Raw genomic sequence first — 26,388 nt, forward strand, 5'->3', positions numbered from 1 at the left:
CCCGGCAAGCATAACGCTGGCTGATGGCACATTGCCAAAACTCTTCAGTCACGCCGGGACTTTTCGTTCGCGGGTGCTGCTGTTTAATTCGACCTCACAAACAAAAACGCCCGGCCAAAAGGCCGGGCGTTTTACTCAGGCAATCTTACTTATCGTCAGCTTTGCCCGGAACATTAGCGGTTTCACCACTTGTGCCTTCAACTTCTTCTTTCATGCGCTTGAGGCCCAGGTGACGTACATCGGTGCCGCGCACCAGGTAAATCACCAGCTCGGAGATATTGCGCGCGTGGTCGCCGATCCGCTCCAGGGAGCGCAGCACCCAAATGATGCTCAAGACCCGTGAAATAGAGCGTGGGTCTTCCATCATGTAGGTGGCCAGCTCGCGCAGGGCGGTTTTGTATTCGCGATCGATGATCTTGTCGTACTGGGCCACCGACAACGCCAGATCAGCGTCGAAGCGCGCAAAGGCGTCCAGCGCATCGCGAACCATGTTGCGCACCTGATCGCCGATATGGCGCACCTCGACGTAACCGCGCGGGGCCTCGCCTTCTTCGCACAACTGAATGGCGCGGCGGGCGATCTTGGTCGCTTCGTCACCGATGCGCTCCAGGTCGATCACCGATTTGGAGATGCTGATGATCAAACGCAAGTCGGACGCTGCCGGCTGACGACGGGCCAGAATGCGCAGGCATTCTTCGTCGATGTTGCGTTCCATCTGATTGATCTGGTCGTCGATCTCGCGCACCTGCTGAGCCAGGCCGGAGTCGGCCTCGATCAGCGCGGTCACCGCGTCGTTGACTTGCTTCTCCACCAGCCCGCCCATGGCCAGGAGGTGGCTGCGCACTTCCTCAAGCTCAGCGTTGAACTGTGCGGAAATGTGATGGGTAAGGCCTTCTTTACTAATCATCTGTTTCGCTCCGCGAAAGTTGCAAGCTTCAAGCTGCAAGCTTCAAGCAGTTATGTATGAGTCCTGGTATCGCACCGCTTCTTTCTTGCCGCTTGTAGCTTGACGCTTGCGGCTGTACGGCTAGCCGTAGCGACCGGTGATGTAATCTTCGGTCTGTTTCTTCGCCGGATTGGTGAACAGGGTGTCGGTGTCGCCGAATTCCACCAGTTTGCCCATGTACATGAACGCCGTGTAATCGGAAACCCGGGCGGCCTGCTGCATGTTGTGGGTCACGATGACGATGGTGAACTTGGATTTCAGTTCGTAGATCAGCTCTTCGACTTTCAGCGTGGAGATCGGGTCGAGGGCCGAGCACGGTTCGTCGAGCAGCAGCACTTCCGGCTCCACGGCGATGGTGCGGGCGATCACCAGACGTTGCTGCTGACCACCGGACAAGCCGAGCGCCGACTCGTGCAGACGGTCTTTGACTTCGTCCCACAGCGCCGCGCCTTTCAACGCCCACTCAACGGCTTCGTCGAGGATGCGCTTCTTGTTGATGCCCTGGATGCGCAGGCCGTAGACCACGTTTTCGTAGATGGTTTTCGGGAACGGGTTCGGCTTCTGGAACACCATGCCGACGCGACGACGCAGCTCGGCCACGTCCTCGCCCTTACGGTAGATGTTGTTGCCGTAGAGGTTGATCGCACCTTCAACGCGGCAGCCATCCACCAGGTCGTTCATGCGATTGAAGGTGCGCAGCAGCGTGGACTTGCCGCAGCCGGACGGGCCGATGAAGGCCGTCACGCGCTGTTTCGGGATGTTCATGCTGACGTCGTACAGCGCTTGTTTGTCGCCGTAGAACAGGCTCAGGCCCGGCACTTCGATGGCCACGGTTTCCTGTTCGAGACTCAGGCTCTGCTTGTCGCGGCCCAGGGCCGACATGTTGATGCCGTGAGTATGTGTTTCGTGCTGCATGGGAGGCTCCCTGTGCTAACAAATTCGGTTCGGAACGCCGCTTCGCGGCAGGCCAATAAATGTCCGGTGGAACGCGGACTACTGTGGGAGCGGGCTTGCTCGCGAAGACGTCGGTACATCCAGCAAAGATGTGACTGACAGATCGCTTTCGCGAGCAAGCCCGCTCCCACAAGGTCCGTGCCAACCCGTTAACTATCCAGCGCTTTGTATTTCTCGCGCAGGTGGTTTCGAATCCACACCGCCGACAGGTTGAGCGTCGCAATCACCAGCACCAGCAACAGCGCCGTGGCGTACACCAGTGGTCGGGCGGCTTCGACGTTCGGGCTCTGGAAGCCGACGTCATAAATATGGAAGCCCAAGTGCATGATCTTCTGGTCCAGGTGCAGGTACGGGTAGTTGCCGTCCACCGGCAGCGACGGCGCCAGTTTCACCACACCTACCAGCATCAGCGGCGCCACTTCACCGGCGGCGCGGGCCACGGCGAGGATCATGCCGGTCATCATCGCCGGGCTGGCCATCGGCAGCACGATCTTCCACAGCGTTTCAGCCTTGGTCGCGCCGAGGGCCAGCGAGCCCTCACGCACGGTGCGAGGAATTCGCGCCAGGCCTTCTTCGGTGGCCACGATCACCACCGGCACCGCCAGCAACGCCAGGGTCAGCGAGGCCCAAAGCAGGCCCGGCGTACCGAAGGTCGGTGCCGGCAAGGCTTCGGGGAAGAAGATCCGATCCACCGAGCCGCCGAGTACGTAGACGAAGAAACCCAGACCGAACACGCCGTAAACGATCGCCGGAACGCCTGCCAGGTTGTTTACCGCGATGCGGATAATCCGCGTCAGGGTGTTCTGCTTGGCATATTCACGCAGGTACACCGCCGCCAGTACGCCGAACGGGGTCACGATCATCGCCATGATCAACGTCATCATCACGGTGCCGAAAATCGCCGGGAAGATCCCGCCTTCAGTGTTGGCTTCACGCGGGTCGTCGCTGAGGAACTCCCAGACCTTGCCGAAGTAGAAGCCCACCTTGGTGAAGGTGCTCATGGCGTTCGGCTGGTAGGCGTGAACCACTTTGCCGATGCCGATTTCGAGCCCTTTGCCGTTGGCATCACGAGCGGTCAGGCTGTCGCGGTTGAACTGGGCATGCAGGTCGGACAGGCGTGCTTCGATGTCCTGATAGCGCGCATTCAGTTCCGCGCGTTCGCCGTCCATGTCAGCTTGAGCAGTGGCGTCGAGTTTACCGGCCAGTTCAAGTTTTCGACCGTGCAGACGGATACGTTCGAGACCCGCGTTGATCGCGCCAATGTCCGATTTCTCAAGGCTCTTGAGCTGTGCCGCGAGTTTGTTGACGCGATCCACACGAGCCTGCAACTCCGGCCAGGCGGCCTCGCCCTCGGCGATGACCTTGCCGTCCTGTTTGACGTTGACCAGGTAGCCGTAGAAGTTGCCCCACTCGCGACGCTCGATAGTCATCAGTTCTCGTGGCGTCGCCTGGTTGGTCAGCCACTCGCCGACGATCCAGGTGAAGTCGTTGCCGTTCAAGTCACGGTTGCCGACCTTGATCAGCTCACGGGTCATGAATTCCGGGCCCACATCGGGCACCGGCAGGCCAGCGGTTTTCAGGCGCTCGCGCGGCACTTCCTCTTTCTGCACCACTTCGCCGATGAGCAGGTGATTGGCCTGGCCCGGTACATCGTAGTTGGCGTGGATAAGGTCTGCCGGCCAAAAATGGCCCAGACCGCGCACGGCAATCACTGCCAGCAAGCCAATGGTCATGATGACCGCGATGGACACCGCGCCACCGCTGATCCAGACGCCGGGGGCGCCGCTCTTGAACCATCCATTCAGGGAGTTCTGTTTCACAGACTTCTACCTTTCTTAAAGCGACGAGTATTTCTTGCGCAGACGCTGACGAATCAGTTCCGCGAGGGTGTTCATGACGAAGGTGAACAACAGCAGCACCAGCGCCGAGAGGAACAGCACGCGGTAGTGGCTGCCGCCGACTTCCGACTCCGGCATTTCCACCGCAACGTTGGCCGCCAAAGTCCGCAGGCCTTCGAACAGGTTCATTTCCATGACCGGGGTATTACCGGTGGCCATCAGCACGATCATCGTTTCACCGACCGCACGGCCCATGCCGATCATCAGCGCCGAGAAAATGCCCGGCTGGCGGTGAGAATCACCACGCGAGTCATGGTCTGCCACGGCGTGGCACCGAGAGCCAGGGAACCGAGGGTCAGGCCGCGCGGCACGCTGAACACGGCGTCTTCGGCAATGGAGTAGATGTTCGGGATCACCGCAAAGCCCATGGCCAGACCGACTACCAGTGCGTTGCGCTGGTCGTAGGTGATGCCCAGGTCGTGGGAAATCCACATGCGCATGTCGCCGCCGAAGAACCAGGTTTCCATGTACGGGCTCATGTACAGCGACAACCAGCCTACAAACAGGATCACCGGGATCAGGATCGCGCTTTCCCAGCCGTCCGGCACTTTCAGGCGGATGGACTCAGGCAGCCGACTGAAGGCGAAACCGGCGACCAAAATGCCGACCGGCAGCAGCATCAGCAGGCTGAAGATGCCCGGCAAATGCCCTTCGACATAAGGTGCGAGGAACAGGCCGGCGAAGAAACCGAGGATCACCGTCGGCATCGCCTCCATCAGCTCGATCACCGGCTTGACCTTGCGGCGCAGGCTCGGCGCCATGAAGTAGGCGGTGTAGATCGCCGCGGCGACGGCCAGTGGTGCGGCCAGCAGCATGGCGTAGAACGCGGCCTTGAGCGTACCGAAGGTCAGTGGCGCCAAGCTCATCTTGGGTTCGAAATCGGTGTTGGCGGCGGTCGATTGCCAGACGTATTTAGGCTCGTCGTAGTTCTCGTACCAGACCTTGCTCCACAACGCGCTCCAGGAAACTTCCGGGTGCGGGTTGTCGAGCAGCAGCGGTTGAATCTTGCCGCCGGCTTCGACGATCACGCGGTTGGCCCGTGGCGACAGACCGAAAATGCCTTGGCCATCGACCACCTGATCCACCAGCAAGGTGCGGTGCGCGGTGCTGTGGAACACGCCGAGCTTGCCGGAGGCATCGAGGGCGATGAAGCCTTTGCGACGTTCTTCGGCGGTGATTTCAACGATCGGCGTGGTGCCCATCTGGAAAGTGCGGATCTGCTTCAGGCGCAGTTCGCCATCCGTGTCGCGGGCCATGAACCACTGGGCCAGGCCACCTTTCGAATCGCCCAGGATCAGCGAGATACCGCCCACCAGTTGGGTACTGGCGGTGATTTGCGCTTCGCCGTCTTCAAGCAGTTTATAGCGACCGTTGAGGCTCTTGTCGCGCAGGCTGAACACGTCGGCCTGGGCGCGACCGTTGATCACGTACAACCATTGCTGGCGCGGGTCGACGAAGATGTTTTTCACCGACTCGGTCATCTGCGGCAGATCGATACGCTTCTGCTCGTTGGTGACTTCACCGGTCATCATGTTTTCTTCGCTGGTCAGCGACAGCACATTGAGTTGCGAACCGGTGGAACCGACCAGCATCAACGAGGTGTCGCTGGCGTTGAGGCTGACGTGCTCCAGGGCACCGCCCGCTTCGTTCAACGCAATCGGCGTCTCGCCATACGGGTACTCGATAGCCGGCGTGATGGTTTTCTTGCCGTCCGGGTAGCTGACTTTATAGGTGTGACGGAACACCAGCGCCTGGCCGTTGGACAAGCCCACCGCCACCAGAGGATGGCCCGGCTGGTCTTCACCGATGGAGGTCACGGTGGTGCCGGCCGGGATCCGCAGATCGACGCGCTTGAGTTCGGCGCCACTGTCGATATCGAAGAACAGCGCCTGGCCCTTGTCGGAAATCCGCATGGCGACCTGGTTCTGCTCTTCCAGGGAGATCATCAGCGGCTTGCCGGCGTCTTGCATCCAGGCTGGCGTGATGGCGTCCTTGGCGGTCAGGCTGGCACCCTGGAACAGCGGCGCAACCACATAGGCAAGGAAGAAGAAGATCAGCGTGATCGCGCCGAGGACGGCGAGGCCGCCAATGAGGACGTACCAGCGGGTCAGGCGATCTTTGAGCGCGCGAATGCGGCGCTTGCGTTTCAACTCAGGCGTATTGAAGTCAATTCGCTTGGGGGGATTGGTAGTCATGGGGGAATTGGCCAGATCATTCATGCGCACACCCTAGCGATCCTGTATGACAGAAAGATGACAATGCAGTGACGCAACAAATCCGCCGCCGGTGGGAACTGGCAGAGGATCGAAAAATTGGGGGTTGTAGGAGCTGCCGAGGGAACCGAGGCTGCGATCTTTTGATCTGGCTTTGTAACTGCAAGATCAAAAGATCGCAGCCTCGGTTCCCTCGACAGCTCCTACACAGGTCCGGATTTACCCCGGACCTACGGTGTTACTTTTTTGCGACTTCAGCGCCGCCTTCCGCCAGACCCAGGTCAGCCAGTGCTTTTGCAGCAACCTTGGCCGGCAGTGGGATGTAGCCGTCTTTCACTACAACTTCCTGACCCTGTTTGGACAGAACCAGCTTCACGAACTCGGCTTCCAGCGGGGCCAGAGGCTTGTTCGGGGCTTTGTTGACATAAACGTAGAGGAAACGCGACAGCGGGTATTTGCCGTTCAGTGCGTTTTCTTCGCTGTCTTCGATGAACTCGGTGCTGCCCTTTTTCGACAGGGCCACAGTTTTCACGCTAGCGGTTTTGTAGCCGATGCCCGAGTAACCGATGCCGTTCAGCGAAGAGCTGATCGACTGCACGACCGAAGCCGAGCCTGGTTGTTCGTTGACGTTTGGCTTGTAGTCGCCTTTGCACAGGGCTTCTTCTTTGAAGTAGCCGTAGGTGCCGGATACCGAGTTACGACCGAACAGTTGAACCGGCTTGTTGGCCAGGTCGCCGGTCACACCCAGGTCGCCCCAGGTTTTGACTTCGGATTTAGCGCCGCACAGACGAGTGGACGAGAAGATCGCGTCGACCTGTTCCATGGTCAGGTGCTGGATCGGGTTGTCTTTGTGCACGAACACAGCCAGGGCGTCCACGGCAACCGGGATAGCGGTTGGCTTGTAGCCGTACTTCTGCTCGAAGGCAGCCAGTTCGGTGTCCTTCATTTTGCGGCTCATCGGGCCCAGGTTAGAGGTGCCTTCAGTCAACGCAGGTGGCGCGGTGGCGGAGCCAGCGGCCTGAATCTGGATGTTTACGTTCGGGTATTCTTTTTTGTAGTTCTCAGCCCACAGGGTCATGAGGTTGGCCAGGGTATCGGAGCCGACGCTGGACAGGTTGCCCGACACACCAGTGGTCTTGGTGTAGCTCGGGATCGACGGGTCAACAGCGGCGAACGCGTTGGCGGTCGCAACGCCAGCAGCGACAAAAGTCATTGCCGCCATCAAACGCTTCAGTTTCATGCCTTACTCCTAGCAGATAGGGTGTGTTAAGTCGGGGCCAAGTATCAGCAGGCCGTGTGAACACTCTATGGCTGAAATATGACAATTGGATGAAAGGCCAGCATTCAGGTTTTTGCAGGTCTACCGCGTTATCGTTCTTCGCGAGCAAGCCCGCTCCCACATTCGACCGTATTCTTCTGGGGGAACTCGGTTAACTGTGGGAGCGGGCTTGCTCGCGAAGGCGTCAGTACAGTCGATACAAAGAGCCGGTTTAGCGCCCCTTCTTCCAAAGATAAGCCCCCACCAACATCCCGACCCCACAAATGATCGCCACGTAATAGGCAGGCCCCATCGGGCTTTCCTTGAGCAGCAACGTCACGATCATTGGAGTCAACCCGCCAAAGATCGCGTAGGCCAGGTTGTAGGAGAACGACAGCCCGCTAAAGCGCACCACCGCCGGGAAGGCTTTGACCATCACGTACGGCACGGCGCCGATGGTGCCGACCAGCATTCCGGTCACGGCGTACATCGGGAACAGCCATTGCGGGTGATTGAACAGGCTGTGGTAGAAGGTCCATGAGCTCAGCAGCAGCAAACCGCTGCCAAACACAAATACCCGCCCCGCACCAAAACGGTCAGCCAGTGCGCCAGACGCCACACACCCCAGGCTCAGGAACACAATCGCCAGGCTGTTGGCCTGCAACGCGATGGTTGGCGAGAAGTGGTAAACGGTCTGCAACACGGTCGGGGTCATCAGGATGACAACGATGATGCCGGCCGACAGCAGCCAGGTCAGCAGCATGGAAATCAGGATCGCCCCGCGATGGTCACGCAGCACCGCACGCAGCGGCACTTCTTCGGCCAGGGCCTTGCGCAGTTGCAGCTCGGCGAACACCGGGGTTTCGTGGAGCCAGCGGCGCAGGTAGACCGAGAACAGGCCAAACACACCGCCCAGCAGGAATGGAATCCGCCAGGCGTAATCCGCCACTTCCACCGGGGTGTAAATGCTGTTGATCGCCGTGGCCACCAACGAACCCAGCAAGATGCCAGCCGTCAGACCGCTGGTCAGGGTGCCGCAGGCATAGCCAATGTGCTTGTGCGGCACGTGTTCGGAAACGAATACCCAGGCGCCGGGCACTTCACCGCCAATCGCTGCGCCCTGGATCACCCGCATCAGCAGCAACAGAATCGGCGCCCACATGCCAATCTGGGCGTACGTTGGCAGCAACCCCATGATCAGGGTTGGCACCGCCATCATGAAAATGCTCAAGGTGAACATCTTCTTGCGCCCCAGCAGGTCGCCGAAGTGCGCCATGACGATGCCGCCCAACGGCCGAGCCAGATAGCCAGCAGCAAAGATGCCGAACGTTTGCATCAGGCGCAGCCACTCGGGCATGTCGGCCGGGAAGAACAGCTTGCCAACCACTGTGGCGAAGAACACGAAGATGATGAAGTCGTAGAACTCCAGCGCGCCGCCCAGGGCAGACAGCGACAAGGTCTTGTAATCGTTGCGGGTCAACGGACGTGCGGATTGCGTTGGCTGCGCAGTGCTCGAGGGCGCTGTGGTCATGGCAAGGGCTTCTCTTATAGTCAGATCTGCAACCCCAACAACGCTGGCGGAGGCTTGGGCAGGATCGGCACGATAGCAAATTGTTCGAAAAAGCACATAGAGGTGCTTATTTGACGGTCAAAATGAGAACCCGACGGTCGTCTCGGAGTCTACCGACCGATATACTCGCAACCTTGCACCTGCTTGTAAGGGGTTGCTGTGCGAAAACGTCGTTGGCACCGGTCAGCCGATTTCGCAGAGTTTCCCTTTAGGCGCCTTACGAAAAACGTGACGAACGTAGTATGTTCGGGGCTGAATCGTTTTTTCTGAGACGGCTATTCACCTGAAAGACCAACGTAGAGTCACGGGTCAGAGGCACCCCCGGCATGATAGAGCTCGAACAAGAAGATCCAATCCCGCAAGGCGACCTGGCCCTGCAAATCACCGCGCTCCCACGCGAAACCAACGGCTTTGGCGATATTTTCGGCGGCTGGCTGGTGGCGCAGATGGATTTGGCCGGCACCGCAATGGCCAGCAAAGTCGCCGGTGGCCGCGTCGCGACCGTTGCGATCGACCGCATGGCGTTCCTGGTTCCGGTGGCGGTGGGCGCGCAGCTCTCCTTCTATACCCAGGCCCTGGAAATCGGCCGCAGCTCGATCCAGATGATGGTCGAGGTCTGGAGCGACGACCCGTTGTCCAGCGAGTGGCGCAAAGTGACTGAGGCCGTCTTTGTGTTCGTGGCCATCGACGGCAGCGGCCGCACTCGCTCGGTTCCACCACGCGCGCGTTAAACGCGGGGGCCGTTTTGCGGTCCATAGCAGTCATTGTTCCTGATTGAGAGTTGCCCCATGAACACGCCCAACGTTGAAGCCGTCAAACTCGATGAACTGAACTGCTGGCGCATTCGCCACGGTCAGGCCGAATTGCTGGTGGCCCAGCAAGGCGCGCACATCCTCAGTTATCAGTTGGCCGGGCAACCACCGCTGATCTGGCTCAACGACGATGCCGTGTTCAAGACCGGCAAAAGCATCCGCGCCGGCGTGCCGGTGTGCTGGCCATGGTTCGGCAATTTCCCGCGCAACCCGCAGAGCGTTCAAGCGATGCGCGTCAGCAATGAGCCGCCGACCGCCCACGGGTTTGTGCGGGCGATGGATTGGGAACTGGGCGGCATCGAGGCCGAGGGTGAAAGCCTGACGGTGGAGTTTGTCCTGCCCTACCCCGAAGGTGGCTTTGCGGGCTGGCCGCATCGGGTGGATTTGACGTTAAGCATCCGTCTGGACGAGCAACTGCATATCAGCCTGACCAGCCACAACCGCGGCGCTGAATCCGTGTCCATCAGCCAGGCATTGCACAGCTATTTCGCGGTGAGCGACGTACGCAACGTGCACGTCGAAGGGTTGGATGGCTTGAGCTACATCGATACGACTGATGACTGGAACACGGCCACTCAGGCCGGCGATCTGGTTTTCACCGGCGAGACTGACCGCATCTACCTCAATACCCCGGCGAAGCTGAGCATTGTCGACCCGACATGGGAACGACGCGTCGAGCTGACCAGCAGCGGTTCACGCTCGACGGTGATCTGGAACCCGTGGATCGAACGCGCAGCAGCATTCAGCGACATGGCCGATGATGGCTGGCAGCACATGCTGTGCATCGAGACGGCGAATGTGATGGACGATGTGGTGAATCTGGCGGCGGGTGCCAGCCACACCCTTGGTGTCAGTATCGGTAGCAAACCGCTTTAAGATCAAAGATCGCAGCCTTCGGCAGCTCCTACAGAGATCGGTGTAGGCGCTGCCGAAGGCTGCGATCTTTTTGCGTTATACGCGATTACAAATCCGACTCTTTAACCGCCCGTACCTTCGCCGCATCCAGCGCATACGCCGCGTCAGCCAGGTCGTTGTTGACCTTCTCGATCTTCAACGTGCCGGTGACCCACAGCGGCGTGTAGATGTCGTCCAGCTTCAAGCCTTTGGGATAACGCACCAGCACCAACTGGTTTGGTGGCGGTGGCGGCACGTGGATGCAGGCGCCTGGGTACGGCACCAGGAAGAACAACGTGCTGCGGCCCTTGGCATCGGTTTCCAGCGGCACCGGGTAACCACCGATGCGGATATTCTTGTCGTTCATCGACGGCACGGTTTTGGTCGAGTACATCACCGCCGGCAACCCCTTGCTCTGCTTCATGCCACCCTTTTGGGTAAAGGTGCCATTGCCTTCGGGAGAGTTGTGGTCGATTTCGGGCATGTCTTCGAGGGCTTTCTGGTCCGACTTGGGCATCAGCTCCAGCCAGTCGGTTTCCGGCAGCTCGCCGGCATGGGCAAGGCCCGCACCCAGTAAAAGGAAAGTCAGTAGTAGACGGCGCATGGAAATGCTCGACAAAGGAAAGGATGGCGTAATGGCGAGCATTCTAGCCCTCTGCGCGTGCGCCGCGCAGAGGGCTTTGTCGCTTGAATCAGTTCTTCTTGATCAGGCCGTAAATCACCAGCAGCACGATCGCACCCACCAGCGCGCCGATGAAGCCTGCGCCCTGGCCCGCCTGGTAAATGCCCAGAGCCTGGCCGCCGTAAGTGGCCGCCAGCGAACCGCCGATACCGAGCAGGATGGTCATGATCCAGCCCATGCTGTCATCGCCCGGTTTCAGGAAACGCGCTAGCAGGCCGACGATCAAGCCGATAAAGATGGTTCCGATAATTCCCATGGCATTTCCCTCTGATTGGTTTGGTGAGACAGGACACCTAGCCCAAGCCTAGTCAGACTTTGGCATCCTGCCATCAGAGAACGGCGGACACTGAAGGTTCCGCCACTGCCACATGAAACTATTCGGCGATGAGCGCTTCGACCTTGAGGATCTGCGCCGCCAGCGTCTCACGGTCTGCACAACGCAGATTGGCGTGACCGACCTTGCGACCGATCTTGAATGCCTTGCCGTAGTGGTGCAGGTGGCAATCAGCAATGGCGATCACTTTCTCCACCGGCGGAACCACACCGATGAAGTTGAGCATCGCGCTCTCACCGACCTTGGCCGTCGAACCCAGCGGCAAACCGGCAACGGCCCGCAAGTGGTTTTCGAACTGGCTGCACTCGGCGCCTTCAGTGGTCCAGTGCCCGGAGTTGTGCACACGCGGGGCGATTTCGTTGGCCTTGAGGCCGCCATCGACTTCAAAGAACTCGAACGCCATCACGCCGACGTATTCCAGCTGCTTGAGCACACGGCTGGAGTAATCCTCAGCCAAGGCTTGCAGCGGGTGATCGGTGCTGGCTACGGACAACTTGAGAATGCCGCTGTCGTGGGTGTTGTGAACCAGCGGATAAAACTTCGTTTCACCATCGCGAGCACGCACGGCGATCAGCGAGACTTCACCGGTGAACGGCACGAAGCCTTCCAGCAGGCAGGCGACGCTGCCGAGTTCGGCGAAGGTGCCGACCACGTCTTGCGGTTTGCGCAGGACTTTCTGGCCCTTGCCGTCGTAACCCAAAGTACGGGTTTTCAACACGGCCGGCAGACCGATCGAAGCCACGGCCGCGTCCAGATCCGCTTGCGACTGGATGTCGGCGAACGCCGGGGTAGGAATCCCCAGGTCCTTGAACATACTCTTCTCGAACCAGCGATCACGGGCGATGCGCAGGGCTTCGGCGCTCGGGTAGACCGGGACGAACTGCGACAGGAACGCCACGGTTTCGGCCGGGACGCTTTCGAATTCGAAGGTCACCAGATCGACTTCATCGGCCAGTTGACGCAAGTGCTCCTGATCGCCGTAATCGGCCCGCAGATGCTCGCCCAACGCGGCGGCGCAAGCGTCCGGCGCCGGGTCCAGGAAAGCGAAGTTCATGCCCAGCGGAGTGCCCGCCAGCGCCAACATGCGGCCCAACTGGCCGCCACCGATTACACCGATTTTCATCGTCAACAACCTCAGGCGATGCGTGGGTCTGGATTGTCCAGGACGCTGTCTGTCTGCTCAGCACGGAAAGTTTTCAGCACCGCGTGGAACTGCGGGTGCTTGGCGCCGAGGATGCTCGCCGACAACAAAGCAGCGTTGATCGCGCCGGCCTTGCCGATGGCCAGGGTGGCAACCGGAATGCCCGCAGGCATCTGCACGATGGACAGCAGCGAATCGACGCCCGAGAGCATCGATGACTGCACCGGCACGCCCAGCACCGGCAGGTGGGTCTTGGCCGCACACATGCCTGGCAGGTGGGCTGCGCCACCGGCACCGGCGATGATCACCTCGATGCCACGCGCCTCGGCCTCTTCGGCGTACTGGAACAGCAGGTCCGGGGTGCGGTGGGCAGAGACCACTTTCACCTCGTAAGGAATGCCGAGCTTTTCCAGCATATCGGCGGTGTGGCTAAGGGTGGACCAATCGGACTTGGAGCCCATGATCACGCCAACCAGTGCACTCATCGTCGTGCCTCTTCTCTCTGGGCGCCCGCAGGCGCGTCAAAAACAACAAGCCACGCAGAAATGCGTGGCTTGATTGTACGAAAAATGGCCGGACGAACCGGCCGAAGGCCGCGCAGTATACCTCAATGAAGCAGATAAACAGCCCCCGAAACGACCATCTGTCATACGGCGCAAAGTGCCGGTTTTATTGACTCGAAGGTCAGCCTGAAAGATCAAAAGATCGCAGCCTTCGGCAGCTCCTACAGAGATCGGGGTAGGCGCTGCCGAAGGCTGCGATCTTGGCGTCCGTGGATACAGCCCAATTTATGAACTCTGCGCAGCACCACCTTCCAGCTTGCGCCACAACAACCGCACATTCGCCTTGCGCACCAGCGCACAGCGATACAGGCGAATCTCCAGCGGCACATGCCATTGCGGGCCGCCGCACACCACCAGTTCACCCCGCGCCAGTTCTGCGCGCACGCTCAGTTGTGGCACCCAGGCAATGCCCAGGCCTTCCAGTGCCATGCTTTTCAGGCTGTCGGCCATGGCGGTCTCATAGATAGTGGTAAAGCGCAGGGCGCGCTGGCGCAGCAACATGTTCACCGAGCGCCCGAGAAACGCGCCGGCGCTATACGCCAGCAACGGTACGCTGGCCTCGCCTTCCAGATCGAACAGCGGGTTGCCTTCGGCGTCCGCCGCACACACCGGCAGCATTTCAGTCTGGCCAAGGTGCAGGGACGGGAAGATTTCCGGGTCCATCTGCATCGCCGCATCCGGGTCGTAGAACGCCAGCATGAGGTCGCAGCCACCCTCACGAAGCGCGTGCACGGCGTCGCCGACGTTGGTCGCCACCAGGCGCGTGGCAATGTTCAGGCCTTCATTACGCAACTGCGCGATCCAGCGCGGAAAGAAACCCAGCGCCAGTGAGTGAGCCGCCGCCACCTGCATCACTTCACCCTGCCCGCCTTCCAGGTGATGGAGATGGCGCAGCACTTCGCCGAGCTGCTCGACCACTGTCCGCGCGGTAACCAGAAACAATTGCCCCGCCGCCGTCAGCTCGACTGGCGTGCGCGAACGGTTGACCAGTTGCAGCCCTAACGCAGCCTCAAGGCTGCGGATTCGCCGGCTAAATGCAGGCTGGGTCACGAAGCGTCGTTCGGCAGCCTGGGAGAAGCTGCGGGTCGCGGCCAGGGCACTAAAGTCCTCCAGCCATTTGCTTTCCAGATTCATCACGTCCTCCCGGACACGCACCAATTTAGGTCACACGCTCGCCGCACACACGACGTCACATGGGTATTATGCCGAATGTGCATAGGCTAGTGCTTAACAGCATTGGCCCAAAATTCTTCACAAGCCTAGCATTTGCAGCGTTCCGGCACAGACCGGGTCCCTATCGAGATGATTTCTATCATGTCCTCCGCTGCATCTTTGCGCACAGAAAAAGACCTGCTTGGCGTACTCGAAGTACCCGCTCAAGCGTATTACGGCATCCAGACCCTGCGAGCGGTGAACAACTTCCGTCTCTCCGGCGTCCCGATTTCGCATTACCCGAAGCTGGTTGTCGGGCTGGCCATGGTTAAACAAGCCGCCGCTGACGCCAACCGCGAGCTGGGTCATCTGAGCGATGCCAAGCACGCTGCCATCAGCGAAGCCTGTGCACGTTTGATCCGCGGCGATTTCCACGAAGAGTTCGTAGTGGACATGATTCAAGGCGGCGCTGGCACTTCGACCAACATGAATGCCAACGAAGTCATCGCCAACATCGCACTGGAGGCCATGGGTCACCAGAAGGGCGAATACCAATACCTGCACCCGAACAACGACGTGAATATGGCGCAGTCGACCAACGACGCCTACCCGACGGCGATCCGTCTGGGCCTGTTGTTGGGTCATGACGCGCTGCTGGCCAGCCTCGACAGCCTGATCCAGTCGTTCGCCGCCAAGGGTGTAGAGTTCAACCACGTCCTGAAAATGGGCCGTACCCAGCTGCAAGACGCCGTTCCGATGACCCTCGGCCAGGAATTCCGCGCCTTCGCCACCACGTTGAGCGAAGACCTGGCACGCCTGAAGACTTTGGCGCCTGAGCTGCTGACCGAAGTAAACCTGGGCGGCACCGCGATCGGTACCGGCATCAACGCCGACCCGCGTTACCAGCACCTGGCCGTTCAGCGCCTGGCCCTGATCAGCGGTCAACCGCTGGTGCCAGCCGCCGACCTGATCGAAGCCACCTCCGACATGGGCGCCTTCGTGCTGTTCTCCGGCATGCTCAAGCGCACTGCGGTCAAGCTGTCGAAGATCTGCAACGACCTGCGCCTGCTGTCCAGCGGCCCACGCACCGGCATCAATGAAATCAACCTGCCGGCGCGTCAGCCAGGCAGCTCGATCATGCCCGGCAAGGTCAACCCGGTTATCCCGGAAGCGGTTAACCAGGTGGCGTTCCAGATCATCGGTAACGACCTGGCCCTGACCATCGCGGCCGAAGGCGGCCAGCTGCAACTGAACGTGATGGAGCCGCTGATCGCTTTCAAGATCTTCGACTCGATCCGTCTGCTGCAACGCGCCATGGACATGCTGCGCGAGCACTGCATCGTCGGCATCACCGCCAACGAAGAGCGCTGCCGCGAACTGGTCGAGCACTCGATCGGCCTGGTCACCGCACTGAACCCGTACATCGGCTATGAAAACGCCACCCGCATCGCCCGTATCGCCCTTGAAAGCGGCCGCGGCGTGCTGGAACTGGTGCGCGAAGAAGGCTTGCTCGACGACGAAATGCTCGCCGACATCCTGCGCCCGGAAAACATGATCGCTCCGCGTCTGGTCCCGCTCAAGGCTTGATCGAACGCCCGGCTCTTGCTCTCTTAACGAAGAGCATGGAGCCATGCTCACCAGGTCGAGGGACTAGACACCTCTCACCTTTTGAGGGCTTGGGGATTTATCTCCAAGCCCTTTTTTTTAACTCTTTTGCGGATTTTACCCAACATGTTGCGTGTTTTTGATTCCGCCAAGATCGCAGCCTTCGGCAGCTCCTACATCGTTTGACGTACACCTGTAGGAGCTGCCGAAGGCTGCGATCTTTTGATCTTGCAGCACCTCGTTTCGTCGCTTGCACCACAATCGTGCAGACGGGCACCGCACTGATAGGTATAGTGCCGCCCCTCTTCGCGTGAGCGGTCGTCGGTAACGAGGCCTAAACACATGCGAAACCCGACCTAATAACAACCCGCGATATGGAATCGGGACGAACCTTCGCCTTACCTGTTATGCCCAGCGCAAACCGGTGTAACGCGATGTGTCTGCCCTTCCAGCATTTGCTTAAACAAAAAACAGCGAGGAATAATCCATGCTCGAAGTCATCAACGACTTCCTCTCAGGGAAAGTACTGATCGTGCTCATTGTCGGGCTCGGTAGCTACTTCACGATCCGCTCGCGTTTCGTTCAATTGCGCCACTTCTTCCATATGTTCGCGGTGTTCCGCGACAGCCTCAAAAGCAGCGCCGGTCAACTCAGCTCGTTCCAGGCCTTGATGCTCAGCCTTGCTGGCCGCGTCGGTGCAGGCAACATCGCAGGTGTCGGCATCGCCGTGACCCTCGGTGGGCCAGGTGCAGTGTTCTGGATGTGGGTGACCGCGCTGGTCGGCATGTCCAGCAGCTTCTTCGAATGCTCCCTCGGCCAGCTCTACAAGCGCTGCGATTCCGACGGCACCTACCGTGGCGGCCCGTCCTATTACATCCAGCATGGCCTGCAGAAACGCTGGTTGGGGATGATCATGGCGTTCCTGCTGCTGATCACCTTCGGCTTCGCCTTCAACGGCCTGCAATCCCACGCCGTGACCCACTCGCTGCAGAACGCATTCCAACTCGACCCGACGTACACCGGGGCGGCATTGGCAGTGTTGCTGGGCCTGGTGTTCATCGGTGGTATCAAGCGGATCGCCAAGGTTGCCGACCTGCTGGTACCGGTGAAAACCCTGGTGTACATCGGCGTGACCGTCTACGTGATCGTGCTGCAATTCGATCACGTTCCAGCGATGCTGATGACCATCGTCAAAAGCGCCTTCGGTCTTGACCAGGCGTTCGGCGGCCTGATCGGCAGCGCCATCGTCATGGGCGTGAAGCGTGGCGTGTTCGCCAACGAAGCGGGCCTGGGCAGTGCGCCTAACGTGGCAGCCGTCGCGTCGGTCGAGCACCCGGTTGCCCAGGGCGTGGTTCAGGCGTTCAGCGTGTTCCTCGACACCTTCGTGATCTGCACCTGCACCGCGTTGCTGATCCTGCTCTCGGGCTTCTACACCCTGGGCTTCGAAGGCGACGGCATTGCCCTGACCCAGAACTCCCTGGCCGCCGTGGTCGGTGACTGGGGCCGCAGTTTCATCTCCGTGGCCCTGTCGTTGTTCGTGTTCACCTCGATCCTCTACAACTACTACCTGGGCGAGAGCAACCTGCGCTTCCTGATCGGTGAAAACCGCGCAGCGCTGATCGGCTACCGCGCACTGGTACTGGTGTTGATCTTCTGGGGTGCCATTGAAAACCTCGGTACGGTGTTCGCCTTCGCCGACATCACCATGACGATGCTGGCGTTCGTGAACCTGATCGCGCTGTTCCTGTTGTTCAAGATCGGCATGCGCATCCTGCGTGACTACGATGACCAGCGTGCTGCCGGCATCAAGACCCCAGTGTTCGATTCGAGCAAGTTCCCGGATCTGGACCTGGACCTGAAAGCCTGGCCCGCCAACCCGCCAGCTGCTGCCACCAAGGCCGAAGCTGAGCCGCAAGGCGTGACCGCAGCGCAACGCTGATCGGTTAAAGTGCGGTATCCCATGTGGGAGCGGGCTTGCTCGCGAAAGCGGTGTATCAGTCAACGATGATGTTGGATGTTACGACCTCTTCGCGAGCAAGCCCGCTCCCACATTAGGAATGTCATCGTTTCGGAGAACCTCCATGAATTCCTCGACCTATCCTGCCGCCCAGCACGTCATGGTGCTCTACACCGGCGGTACCATCGGTATGCAAGCCAGCGCCAACGGCCTGGCTCCGGCGTCCGGTTTCGAAGCGCGGATGCGCGACTACCTGCACAGCCAGCCTGAACTCGTGGTGCCGCAGTGGCGCTTTCGCGAGATGAGCCCGCTGATCGACAGCGCCAACATGACCCCGACCTACTGGCAGCAGCTGCGTGAAGCCGTGGTCGATGCCGTGGATGTGCAGGGCTGCGACAGCGTGTTGATCCTGCACGGCACCGATACCCTCGCCTACAGCGCGGCGGCCATGAGCTTTCAATTGCTCGGCCTGCATGCCCAGGTTTGCTTTACCGGTTCGATGCTGCCGGCCGGCGTGACCGACAGCGATGCCTGGGAAAACCTCAGCGGTGCGCTGGTTGCTCTGGGCCATGGCCTGGCGCCGGGCGTTCATCTGTACTTCCACGGCGAACTGCTGGACCCGACCCGTTGCGCGAAGGTGCGCAGTTTTGGTCGTCATCCGTTCAAGCGGCTTGAGCGTCAGGGCGGTGGTGTGAAGGCCACTTCAATACCGACACCTTTGACGTACAACCAGCCCAAGCAACTGGCGAAAGTTGCTGTGCTGCCGCTGTTCCCCGGCATCAGCGCCGACGTACTGGGCGGCCTGCTTGATAGCGGCATTCAGGGCCTGGTGCTGGAGTGCTATGGCAGCGGTACCGGGCCGAGCGATAACCCTGAGTTTCTCGCCGCTCTGGCACGGGCGCGGGACAACGGTGTTGTGGTGGTCGCGGTGACGCAGTGCCACGAAGGTGGCGTTGAGCTGGACGTGTACGAGGCGGGGAGCCGCTTGCGTGGGGTTGGTGTTCTGTCGGGTCGCGGCATGACTCGCGAGGCAGCGTTCGGCAAGCTCAATGCACTGCTGGGCGCGGGCCTGGATAACGCTGAAGTGCGGCGCCTTATCGAACTCGACCTCTGCGGTGAACTAGCCTGACACTCCATAAACCCTGTAGGAGCTGCCGAAGGCTGCGATCTTTTGATCTTAATAAGCAAGATCAAAAGATCGCAGCCTTCGGCAGCTCCTACACAGGTTCATCGCTCGGCATATAACTTGCTCCATTCCAGCATCCAATGGCTGGAAGCCGCCCATGCTCCACTCCCACCTCACCACCCTCAACGCTGTCTCCCTGGTACTCAACACCTTCAAGGCCGAAGGCCTGTCCAGCGAAGCGTTGCTGGCGGGAAGCGGCATCAGCGCGGCGGACCTGAGCCGGGCGGACACGCGGATTACCACCAACCAGGAGATGCTGGTCTGCGCCAATGCCGTCGCTTTGCGCCACGACATTGGCCTGGAATTGGGCCGGCGAATGCATGTGTCGTCCTACGGCATGCTCGGGTACGCCTTACTCACCAGCGCCACTTTAGGTGACGCCTTGCGCCTGGCGCTGCGCTATCCGGCGTTATTGGGAACACTGTTCGAGCTGAGCCTGGAAGAAGATCACGAACGCATCTGGCTCACCGCTGGCGACTATCGGGAAAACCCTGCACTGGCACCGTTCAATGTCGAGTTTTGCCTGGTCTCGATGAAAGTCATCTGCGAGGACCTGCTCGGCCATCCGTTGCCACTGCTTGGCGCCCGCTTCGAATACCTCGCACCCATCTATCAGGCACGTTATGCCGAACGTTTCGACTGTCCGTTGCAGTTCGATGCGACGTCCAACGCCTTTGCCTTCGATAAAGCCTGGCTGGAACAGCCCCTGCCGCTGGCGGACGCCATCACCCACCAGGCCATGGCCGAACGCTGCCGCAAGCAGAACACCGAGTTCACCGGGCGCCAAGCCTGGTTGGGGCGGATTCGCCAATTGCTTGCCGCACAGTTGAACGCGGCGCCGGGCCTGGAGGGTTTGGCACAACAGCTGAACTGCTCGGCGCGCACGTTGCGTCGGCATCTCAAGGATCTGGGCTGCAGCTATCAGGAACTGCTCGATGAGCTGCGGTTTGAGCAGGCCAAACGCATGCTCTGCGAGGATCAACTGCCGATCTACCGGATTGCCGAAGCGCTGGGGTTCAGCGAAACCGCGAGCTTCCGGCATGCGTTTGTACGCTGGAGTGGCGTGGCTCCCAGCCAATTCCGGCCTTGAATACGCTTCCTCTGTAGGAGCACAGCTTGCTCGCGATGGAGGCACCGCGGTGTATCTACAAAAACGCGGTGATGCCATCGCGAGCAAGCTTTGCTCCTACAAAGAGGAGGCGCTCCAAGCAGGGGCACCATCGCGCCAATAAGGGGCGAATTTCGGTCAAACCTTTTGGCCATATAGATCCCCTTTTGGCCTTTCCTGCCGTTCTCCCAAACGCTGCGCCCCGCAAGACTGTGTTCAACCGAATCAGCCTGCGGAGAACAAGAAATGCTGACGATCTACTCGGACGATCACCACCTGCACCACGGCCGTTGTGAATTGATGGACGGGCAATTGATGCCCTGCTTCGAAATGCCTTCGCGTGCCGACCACGTGCTGCAACGCGTGCAGTACCGCAACCTGGGCCCGGTGGAAGTACCACAGGATTTTGGCCTCGGGCCGATCCAGCGCGTTCACGATCGCGACTACCTCGAATTCTTCAAAGGTGCCTGGGCACGCTGGACCGAATTCGGCACCGACGGCGACTTGCTGCCCTACACCTGGCCGGCCCGCACCTTGCGGCGGATCATGCCGACCAGCCTGCACGGCCAACTCGGTTATTACAGCTTCGACGGCGGCGCGCCGATCACTGCCGGCACCTGGCAAGCGGCCTACAGCGCAGCGCAAGTCGCATTGACCGCCCAAGCGGTGATCCAGCGCGGCGCCCGCAGTGCCTTCGCGTTGTGCCGGCCACCGGGACACCACGCCGCCAGCGACTTGATGGGCGGTTATTGCTACCTCAATAACGCCGCCATCGCCGCCCAGGCATTCCTCGACCAGGGCCATAAAAAAGTCGCGATCCTCGATGTCGACTACCACCACGGCAACGGCACCCAATCGATTTTCTACCCACGCAGCGACGTGCTGTTCACCTCGATCCACGGCCACCCGGAAGCCGAATTCCCGTTCTTCCTCGGCTACGAAGACGAGCTCGGTGAAGGCCGGGCGAAGGCTTCAACTTCAACTACCCGCTGCCCGCCGGCACGGATGGGACACCTGGAGTGCCGCGCTGGACCAGGCCTGCAAAGAGATCGAGAAGTACGGCGCCGACATTGTCGTCGTGTCCCTGGGCGTCGATACCTTCAAAGACGATCCCATCTCCCAGTTCAAGCTCGACAGCCCGGATTACCTGGCGATGGGCGAGCGCATCGCGAAGCTCGGCAAGCCGACGCTGTTCGTGATGGAAGGCGGTTACGCAGTAGAAGAAATCGGCATCAATGCCGTGAACGTTCTCGAAGGTTTTGAAAGCGCCCAATGAGGAATTAGGACAATGAACAGACTCAAGCGTTTTATCGCACCAGCGCTTTGCGCCACGGTGCTCAGTGGTGCCGTTCACGCAGAAGATCGAACGTTGCGCGTCTACAACTGGTTCGACTACATCACCCCAAAAGCCCTGGAAGACTTCAAGGCCCAGAACACCCAGACCAAACTGGTCTACGACATCTTCGACACCAACGAAGCGCTCGAGGCCAAGCTGCTGACCGGCAACTCCGGCTACGACGTGGTGGTGCCGTCCAACGTGTTCCTCGCCAAGCAGATCGAAGCCGGCGTGTTCCAGCCGCTGGACCGCAGCAAGCTGGCGAACTGGAACCACCTCGATCCCAAGCTGATGAAGCTGATCGAGGCCAATGACCCCGGCAACAAATTCGCCGTGCCGTACATGTACGGCACCATCCTGATCGGCTTCAACCCGGACAAGGTCAAGGCTGCGCTGGGTGCCAACGCGCCGGTCGACAGCTGGGACCTGATCTTCAAGGAAGAAAACATCAGCAAGCTCAAGCAGTGCGGCGTTGCCCTGCTCGACTCGCCGTCGGAGATCCTGCCGCTGGCCCTGCAACACCTCGGCCTGGACCCGAACAGCAAGAATCCGGCGGACTACGACAAGGCTGAAGCACTGTTGATGAAGATCCGTCCGTACATCACTTACTTCCACTCGTCCAAGTACATGGCCGACATCGCCAACGGTGACATCTGCGTGGCGGTGGGGTATTCCGGCAGCTTCTCCCAGGCCGCCAACCGCGCCAAGGAAGCCAAGAACGGTGTGGTGGTGGACATGCGCCTGCCCAAGGAAGGAGCGCCGATCTGGTTCGACATGCTGGCGATCCCCAAAGGCGCGAAGAACCCGGACGATGCCTACAGCTTCATCAACTACCTGCTGCAACCGAAGGTGATCGCCCCGGTCAGCGACTTCGTCGGCTACCCGAACCCGAACAAAGACGCCACGGATCTGGTCGATCCGGCGATCCGCAACAACCCGAACCTGTATCCGACCGAGTCGGCGATGAGCACGCTCTACACCCTGCAACCGCTGCCGCGTGATGCCGAACGTGCGCGGACCCGGGCCTGGACCAAGATCAAGTCCGGTACCTGATAGCCAACCTCGCTGCGCTGAAGACCCGGCCTGCTGCTTAATGCCGGTCAGCTAAGCGAAAACGCTATCTGTAGCAGCTGGCGCAGCCTGCGTTCGGTTCGGGCCGCGTTCGGACGCAGCCGTCGTGAAATCAGGGCACGCGGTGCTTCAGGAAGATCGCGCGCTCAGGTTTGACGACGGCTGCGTCCGAACGCGGCCCGAACCGAACGCAGGCTTCGCCAGCCGCTACACCAGGTGTGTTTCATCCCAGTGGTACTAATTGAACCAGGCGGAACGCAAGCGCCTCAGCGCCGATTCGATGTCAGCCTCTGGCACGGCGGCGAATCCCAGAACCAGCCCGGCGCGCTGATCCGGCGGCCTGGTTGAATCCGGTAGCCAGTAGCTGCTCAACCCGTTGATTTCAACTTCGACGCTGGCGGCTTTTTCGATGAGTTGCTGTTCGCGCGCCACGTTCTCGACCGGGACCGTCAAATGCAGTCCGGCCGCCACACTGGGCAGGCTGCCCACACCGGGAATATCCGTCGGCCAACCGGCCATCAGTGTATTGCGGCGACTCAAGGCTGCCCGGCGCATGCGCCGGATATGTCGCTGAAAATGCCCGCCCGCCATGAACTCGGCCATCACCGCTTGAGTGCTGACCTCCGAGTGCCGCACATCCACGGCACGCCTTTGAGAGAACGCATCCACCAGCCCTGGCGGCAACACCAGATAGCCCAAACGCAACGCCGGGAACGCCACTTTGCCGAACGTGCCGACGTACAACACGCGCCCCTGGCGATCCAGCGCTGCCAATGGCGCCAGCGGAGCGCCGCTGTAGCGGTACTCACCGTCGTAGTCGTCTTCTACGATCCAGCCGTTGGTGCGTTCGGCCCATGCCAATAATTCCAGGCGCCGCGCCAGGCTCATGATCACTCCGGTCGGGTATTGATGGGATGGAGTGACATAGGTCAGTCGGCAATCACTCAACCCCGCCAGTTCCGAGCAGTTGATGCCTTCGCTGTCCACCGACACACCGTGCAATCGGCCGCCGGCCACGGCAAAGGCGTGACCAGCCGCTCGATACCCCGGATTCTCGATTGCCACGCCGTCGCCCGGCTCTACCAGCAGCTGTGCACAAAGGCTAATTCCTTGCTGTGCGCCACTGGTGATCACAATTTGCTCAGCCGTGCACTGCATGCCCCGGAACTGCGCAGGTACGCGGCAACCATCCCGCGCAAACGCGCATCGCCCGCCGGGTCGCCGTAGCACAGCTGCTGTAAATCCGGTTTGCGCCAGAAAGCCGCATTCAGCTTGGCCCACACCTCGAACGGAAACAGATCGAATGCCGGTACCCCCACCCGAAAAGCCTTGGGAGGGCCACTCGGCGGCATGGCCAAATGGTTCTTTTCAACCCGCTCCAGCGCACCATTGTGGATAACTTTACTGGATGAAATCACAGGTAAATCCAGCCAATTTGTGGATAAGGCTGTGGATAACCCTGTTGAAAACCCTGTGGATAGTTTTGTGGATAGTTTTTTTGCCGGTAACGCGGCTTGAGGCAATTGCGCGACATAAGTCCCATCACCCACCCGCCCTTCGATAAACCCTTCGGCATAGAGCTGATCGTAGGCGCGGACCACACTATTACGGGAAATCGATAACGCAGCCGCGAGATCACGACTGGCCGGCAACCGTGTGCCGCTGGCCAGTCGCCCGTCGAGCACCCGAACCCGCAAAGCCTGATAGAGCTGACGACTCAACCCCTGGCGGCGATCGAGTTCGATGCCGGCCGGGTTGAAGGACAAGGACAGTGGTTCGCTGGTCATCGCCTGCACCTGAAGAATGGACCTATGAAATTTGTCAGTAATGGCTCTTACAACAGACCAATAGCCTGCCTAGGATGCAGACATTCGCCAAGGGAAATTTCCATGTACACGCCAAGCGCTTTTGCCATCGACGATTTGCATGAACTGCATCAGCAGATACTCGCCACCCGCCTCGCCGTGCTGGTGACCCATGGCGAACAAGGCCTGCAAGCCAGTCATATCCCGCTGCTGCTGGACGCCGAGCAAGGCCCCAATGGCACCCTTTACGGGCACCTGGCCAAGGCCAATCCACAATGGCAGGAACTGCAAAACGGTGCCGAGGCGCTGGTAATCTTTGCCGGTGCCGACGCTTACGTCAGCCCGGGTTTTACCCGAGCAAAGCCGAGCACGGCAAAGTCGTGCCGACCTGGAACTACGTAGCGGTGCACGCTTACGGCAAGGCTGAAGTGTTCAGTGATGCCCATCGCCTGCGCAATCTGGTGAGTGCCCTGACTGACCGCCACGAAGCGAGCCGCGCCAAGCCATGGAAAGTCAACGACGCTCCCGCCGACTACATCGACGGCATGCTCAAGGCGATCGTCGGTTTCGCCTTGCCGATCCAGCGTCTGGAAGGCAAACGCAAACTGAGCCAGAACCGCAATGCCGCCGACATCGCCGGTGTGCGCGAAGGGTTGGCTGCCAGCCCCGACATGCAGGACCAGGCCCTCGCCCATTTGATGCGTTAAGGAATGAACATGAGTCAGATCCAGATTCGCCAGGTCAGCGCCGACGACCACGCCGCGTGGTGGCCGTTGTGGCAGGCCTACTTGAGCTTCTACAACAGCGAATTGCCCGAGGCCGTCAGCCAAAGCACCTGGCAGCGCATGCTGGACCCAAGCGAAACCACCCACTCGGCCCTGGCCTGGGCCGATGGCAAAGCCGTGGGGATGGTGAATTTCATCTACCATCGCTCGAACTGGAGCATCGAAAATTCCTGCTACCTGCAAGACTTGCTGGTCGTCCCCGAAACCCGAGGCACCGGCGTCGGTCGGCAGTTGATCGAATTCGTCTACGCCACCGCCAAGGCGGACGGTTGCTGCAAGGTTCACTGGTTGACCCACGAAACCAACGCCACCGCGATCCAGCTCTACGAGCGCATCGCCGAGCGCCCCGGCCTCATCCAGTTTCGCAAAGCCCTTTAAGGTTCAAGGAGAACAACAATGACAACTTCACTCGCGGACTGGAAAGGCGTCCCGGCCCCCTCGGCGCAACTGATCGAAGGGCGCTTCATTCGCCTGGAAAAACTCGACCCGGCGCGCCACGCAGATGGCTTGTTCAAAGCCCTGCAAGGCCCCGGCGCTGATCCAAAACTCTGGGATTACTTGCCTTACGGTCCTTTCCCGGAGCGCAGTGTTTTCAATGATTGGCTGAACAACCATGCAGCCAACAGCGACCCGTATTTCTTCGCGGTGATCGACCGTACCAGCGGTGAGGTGCAAGGCATGCTCAGCCTGATGTCGATTGTTCCGGCCCAGGGTCGGATCGAAATCGGCCACGTGACGTTCGGCGCACCGATGCAGCGTTCGCCGAAAAGTACCGAGGCGGTTTACCTGCTGGCCAAAGAATCGTTCGCCATGGGGTACCGGCGTCTGGAGTGGAAGTGCAACAACGGCAACGCCCGCTCCAAGTATGCGGCCGAGCGTTTGGGCTTCAGCTTTGAAGGCGTGTTCCGCCAGCACATGGTCGTGAAGGGACAGAACCGCGATACCGCGTGGTACTCGATTCTGGATTCGGAATGGCCGGTGGTTGGGGCTGGGTTTGAGCGGTGGCTTTCGGATGAAAACCAGACGGAATCCGGGCAGGTGAAAACCTTGGCGGAGTGCCGCACCTAAAAGCAGCAAAAGCAAAAGATCGCAGCCTTCGGCAGCTCCTACAGAGTGAT

19 protein-coding genes and 4 pseudogenes are annotated in these 26,388 nt (G+C 60.2%); 11 read left to right on the plus strand and 12 right to left on the minus strand.

Translation table 11 applies throughout. From position 1 onward, the window contains the following. Positions 1-145 precede the first annotated feature (145 nt). The 6 genes and pseudogenes from phoU to JFV26_RS05855 form a co-directional block, all read right to left on the minus strand. A complete protein-coding gene (gene phoU, locus JFV26_RS05830; protein ID WP_008150055.1) occupies positions 146-907 on the minus strand; it encodes a phosphate signaling complex protein PhoU in 762 nt (253 codons plus the stop codon). Between the two features lie 120 nt (positions 908-1,027). Next, a complete protein-coding gene (gene pstB, locus JFV26_RS05835) occupies positions 1,028-1,861 on the minus strand; it encodes a phosphate ABC transporter ATP-binding protein PstB (RefSeq protein ID WP_007942698.1) in 834 nt (277 codons plus the stop codon). A 188-nt stretch (positions 1,862-2,049) separates the two neighbouring features. Beyond that, complete coding sequence (gene pstA / locus JFV26_RS05840) at positions 2,050-3,720, minus strand: phosphate ABC transporter permease PstA (protein WP_201190580.1); 1,671 nt, start codon at positions 3,718-3,720, stop codon at positions 2,050-2,052. A 15-nt stretch (positions 3,721-3,735) separates the two neighbouring features. Further along, a pseudogene (locus JFV26_RS05845) lies at positions 3,736-6,017 on the minus strand (ABC transporter permease subunit). Positions 6,018-6,249: 232 nt separating this feature from the next. Continuing rightward, complete coding sequence (locus tag JFV26_RS05850) at positions 6,250-7,251, minus strand: phosphate ABC transporter substrate-binding protein PstS (protein ID WP_201190582.1); 1,002 nt, start codon at positions 7,249-7,251, stop codon at positions 6,250-6,252. A 250-nt stretch (positions 7,252-7,501) separates the two neighbouring features. Continuing rightward, positions 7,502-8,800 (minus strand): MFS transporter, encoded by a 1,299-nt coding sequence (locus JFV26_RS05855; RefSeq protein ID WP_201190584.1) that lies wholly within the window; start codon positions 8,798-8,800, stop codon positions 7,502-7,504. A 365-nt stretch (positions 8,801-9,165) separates the two neighbouring features. On the opposite strand from JFV26_RS05855, the gene JFV26_RS05860 reads away from it, so the two are divergent. Both JFV26_RS05860 and JFV26_RS05865 read left to right on the plus strand, forming a co-directional pair. Continuing rightward, entirely contained in the window at positions 9,166-9,570 is a 405-nt protein-coding gene (locus JFV26_RS05860; protein WP_007896491.1) for an acyl-CoA thioesterase, read from the plus strand. 57 nt (positions 9,571-9,627) lie between these two features. Then, positions 9,628-10,527, plus strand: a complete 900-nt coding sequence (locus tag JFV26_RS05865; protein WP_201190586.1) for a D-hexose-6-phosphate mutarotase — start codon at positions 9,628-9,630, stop codon at positions 10,525-10,527. 85 nt (positions 10,528-10,612) lie between these two features. Here the strand turns inward: JFV26_RS05865 and JFV26_RS05870 are convergent, their stop codons facing one another. From JFV26_RS05870 to JFV26_RS05890, 5 genes are all read right to left on the minus strand, one after another. Further along, entirely contained in the window at positions 10,613-11,149 is a 537-nt protein-coding gene (locus JFV26_RS05870) for a DUF3299 domain-containing protein (RefSeq protein WP_201190588.1), read from the minus strand. Positions 11,150-11,237: 88 nt separating this feature from the next. Then, positions 11,238-11,483, minus strand: coding sequence for a GlsB/YeaQ/YmgE family stress response membrane protein (locus tag JFV26_RS05875; RefSeq protein ID WP_003229635.1), 246 nt, complete (start codon positions 11,481-11,483; stop codon positions 11,238-11,240). Positions 11,484-11,601: 118 nt separating this feature from the next. Beyond that, positions 11,602-12,684 (minus strand): 5-(carboxyamino)imidazole ribonucleotide synthase, encoded by a 1,083-nt coding sequence (locus JFV26_RS05880; protein WP_201190590.1) that lies wholly within the window; start codon positions 12,682-12,684, stop codon positions 11,602-11,604. 11 nt (positions 12,685-12,695) lie between these two features. Further along, positions 12,696-13,187, minus strand: coding sequence for a 5-(carboxyamino)imidazole ribonucleotide mutase (purE, locus tag JFV26_RS05885; protein WP_019694319.1), 492 nt, complete (start codon positions 13,185-13,187; stop codon positions 12,696-12,698). Positions 13,188-13,490: 303 nt separating this feature from the next. Next, a complete protein-coding gene (locus JFV26_RS05890; protein WP_201190592.1) occupies positions 13,491-14,399 on the minus strand; it encodes a LysR substrate-binding domain-containing protein in 909 nt (302 codons plus the stop codon). A gap of 180 nt (positions 14,400-14,579) precedes the next feature. Between JFV26_RS05890 and aspA the strand changes: the two genes are divergently transcribed. From aspA to JFV26_RS05920, 6 genes and pseudogenes are all read left to right on the plus strand, one after another. Continuing rightward, positions 14,580-16,004, plus strand: coding sequence for an aspartate ammonia-lyase (gene aspA, locus JFV26_RS05895; RefSeq protein WP_201190594.1), 1,425 nt, complete (start codon positions 14,580-14,582; stop codon positions 16,002-16,004). Between the two features lie 505 nt (positions 16,005-16,509). Continuing rightward, a complete protein-coding gene (locus tag JFV26_RS05900; protein ID WP_201190596.1) occupies positions 16,510-17,961 on the plus strand; it encodes an alanine/glycine:cation symporter family protein in 1,452 nt (483 codons plus the stop codon). A gap of 142 nt (positions 17,962-18,103) precedes the next feature. After that, positions 18,104-19,108: an asparaginase gene (locus JFV26_RS05905; RefSeq protein ID WP_201190598.1), complete on the plus strand. Its 1,005-nt coding sequence runs from the start codon at positions 18,104-18,106 to the stop codon at positions 19,106-19,108. Between the two features lie 154 nt (positions 19,109-19,262). After that, positions 19,263-20,255, plus strand: a complete 993-nt coding sequence (locus tag JFV26_RS05910) for an AraC family transcriptional regulator (RefSeq protein WP_201190599.1) — start codon at positions 19,263-19,265, stop codon at positions 20,253-20,255. A gap of 348 nt (positions 20,256-20,603) precedes the next feature. Further along, positions 20,604-21,549, plus strand: a pseudogene (locus JFV26_RS05915) (histone deacetylase family protein). Between the two features lie 12 nt (positions 21,550-21,561). Beyond that, on the plus strand, positions 21,562-22,662 hold the full coding sequence (locus JFV26_RS05920; protein ID WP_201190601.1) for a polyamine ABC transporter substrate-binding protein: 1,101 nt from the start codon (positions 21,562-21,564) through the stop codon (positions 22,660-22,662). Positions 22,663-22,917: 255 nt separating this feature from the next. On the opposite strand, the pseudogene pdxR reads toward JFV26_RS05920, so the two are convergent. Then, positions 22,918-24,467 (minus strand): annotated as a pseudogene (gene pdxR / locus JFV26_RS05925) (MocR-like pyridoxine biosynthesis transcription factor PdxR). 102 nt (positions 24,468-24,569) lie between these two features. Between pdxR and JFV26_RS05930 the strand changes: the two are divergent. The 3 genes and pseudogenes from JFV26_RS05930 to JFV26_RS05940 all read left to right on the plus strand — a co-directional run bounded on the left by JFV26_RS05930 (position 24,570) and on the right by JFV26_RS05940 (position 26,338). Next, positions 24,570-25,192, plus strand: a pseudogene (locus tag JFV26_RS05930) (FMN-binding negative transcriptional regulator). Between the two features lie 9 nt (positions 25,193-25,201). Continuing rightward, positions 25,202-25,648 (plus strand): GNAT family N-acetyltransferase, encoded by a 447-nt coding sequence (locus tag JFV26_RS05935; protein ID WP_201190602.1) that lies wholly within the window; start codon positions 25,202-25,204, stop codon positions 25,646-25,648. Positions 25,649-25,666: 18 nt separating this feature from the next. Next, positions 25,667-26,338 carry a GNAT family N-acetyltransferase gene (locus JFV26_RS05940; RefSeq protein ID WP_201190604.1) on the plus strand — a complete coding sequence of 224 codons (672 nt, stop codon included), beginning with the start codon at positions 25,667-25,669 and terminating at the stop codon, positions 26,336-26,338. The last annotated feature ends 50 nt before the right edge of the window (positions 26,339-26,388 follow it).

Origin of the sequence: Pseudomonas sp. TH31 (assembly GCF_016650815.1) — a bacterium.
Lineage (GTDB): Bacteria > Pseudomonadota > Gammaproteobacteria > Pseudomonadales > Pseudomonadaceae > Aquipseudomonas.

Coding starts and splice junctions, on each gene's coding strand:
- phoU (WP_008150055.1), bottom strand. CDS start 907: ATGATTAGTAAAGAAGGCCTTACCCATCACATTTCCGCACAGTTCAAC.
- pstB (WP_007942698.1), bottom strand. CDS start 1,861: ATGCAGCACGAAACACATACTCACGGCATCAACATGTCGGCCCTGGGC.
- JFV26_RS05850 (WP_201190582.1), bottom strand. CDS start 7,251: ATGAAACTGAAGCGTTTGATGGCGGCAATGACTTTTGTCGCTGCTGGC.
- JFV26_RS05855 (WP_201190584.1), bottom strand. CDS start 8,800: ATGACCACAGCGCCCTCGAGCACTGCGCAGCCAACGCAATCCGCACGT.
- JFV26_RS05860 (WP_007896491.1), top strand. CDS start 9,166: ATGATAGAGCTCGAACAAGAAGATCCAATCCCGCAAGGCGACCTGGCC.
- JFV26_RS05865 (WP_201190586.1), top strand. CDS start 9,628: ATGAACACGCCCAACGTTGAAGCCGTCAAACTCGATGAACTGAACTGC.
- JFV26_RS05870 (WP_201190588.1), bottom strand. CDS start 11,149: ATGCGCCGTCTACTACTGACTTTCCTTTTACTGGGTGCGGGCCTTGCC.
- JFV26_RS05875 (WP_003229635.1), bottom strand. CDS start 11,483: ATGGGAATTATCGGAACCATCTTTATCGGCTTGATCGTCGGCCTGCTA.
- JFV26_RS05880 (WP_201190590.1), bottom strand. CDS start 12,684: ATGAAAATCGGTGTAATCGGTGGCGGCCAGTTGGGCCGCATGTTGGCG.
- purE (WP_019694319.1), bottom strand. CDS start 13,187: ATGAGTGCACTGGTTGGCGTGATCATGGGCTCCAAGTCCGATTGGTCC.
- JFV26_RS05890 (WP_201190592.1), bottom strand. CDS start 14,399: ATGAATCTGGAAAGCAAATGGCTGGAGGACTTTAGTGCCCTGGCCGCG.
- aspA (WP_201190594.1), top strand. CDS start 14,580: ATGTCCTCCGCTGCATCTTTGCGCACAGAAAAAGACCTGCTTGGCGTA.
- JFV26_RS05900 (WP_201190596.1), top strand. CDS start 16,510: ATGCTCGAAGTCATCAACGACTTCCTCTCAGGGAAAGTACTGATCGTG.
- JFV26_RS05905 (WP_201190598.1), top strand. CDS start 18,104: ATGAATTCCTCGACCTATCCTGCCGCCCAGCACGTCATGGTGCTCTAC.
- JFV26_RS05910 (WP_201190599.1), top strand. CDS start 19,263: ATGCTCCACTCCCACCTCACCACCCTCAACGCTGTCTCCCTGGTACTC.
- JFV26_RS05920 (WP_201190601.1), top strand. CDS start 21,562: ATGAACAGACTCAAGCGTTTTATCGCACCAGCGCTTTGCGCCACGGTG.
- JFV26_RS05935 (WP_201190602.1), top strand. CDS start 25,202: ATGAGTCAGATCCAGATTCGCCAGGTCAGCGCCGACGACCACGCCGCG.
- JFV26_RS05940 (WP_201190604.1), top strand. CDS start 25,667: ATGACAACTTCACTCGCGGACTGGAAAGGCGTCCCGGCCCCCTCGGCG.